The sequence below is a fragment of the Paraburkholderia sp. BR10882 genome (assembly GCF_040948855.1).
Taxonomy (GTDB): Bacteria; Pseudomonadota; Gammaproteobacteria; order Burkholderiales; family Burkholderiaceae; genus Paraburkholderia; species Paraburkholderia nodosa_A.
On sequence record NZ_JBFPKP010000064.1, the window covers coordinates 1 to 594 of the forward strand.

Here is a 594-nt window from a genome sequence, read left to right on the forward strand (position 1 = left end):
CGCGCGGCAGCGAGAAGGTCTGCAAGACCTGGCTGGCGGAAGCCGCCTACCGGATGCTCCAGAATAATCTGGACCCCGAAGTCGCCGAGCATCCGCATGCGCTCGTGGTGTACGGCGGCATCGGCCGCGCGGCGCGCAACTGGGAGTGTTTCGACCAGATCCTCGCGTCGCTCAAGGACCTGAACGAGGACGAGACGCTGCTGATCCAGTCAGGCAAGCCCGTGGGCGTGTTCCGCACCCATGCCGACGCCCCGCGCGTGCTGCTCGCGAACTCGAACCTCGTGCCGCACTGGGCCACGTGGGAGCATTTCCATGAACTGGACCGCAAGGGCCTGATGATGTACGGCCAGATGACCGCGGGCAGCTGGATCTATATCGGCTCGCAGGGCATCGTGCAGGGCACCTACGAGACGTTCTATTCGGTCGCGAACCAGCACTTCAACGGCGACCCGAAGGGCCGCTGGATCCTCACGGGCGGCCTCGGCGGCATGGGCGGCGCGCAGCCGCTCGCGGCGACGATGGCGGGCTTCTCGATGATCGCGGTGGAATGCGACGAGACGCGCATCGACTTCCGCCTGAAGACGCGCTACGTGG

Annotated in this window: 1 pseudogene; it reads left to right on the forward strand. The window is 66.5% G+C overall.

The features are described 5' to 3' along the window. Positions 1-594, forward strand: a pseudogene (locus AB3X99_RS40915) (urocanate hydratase); the annotation flags it as partial.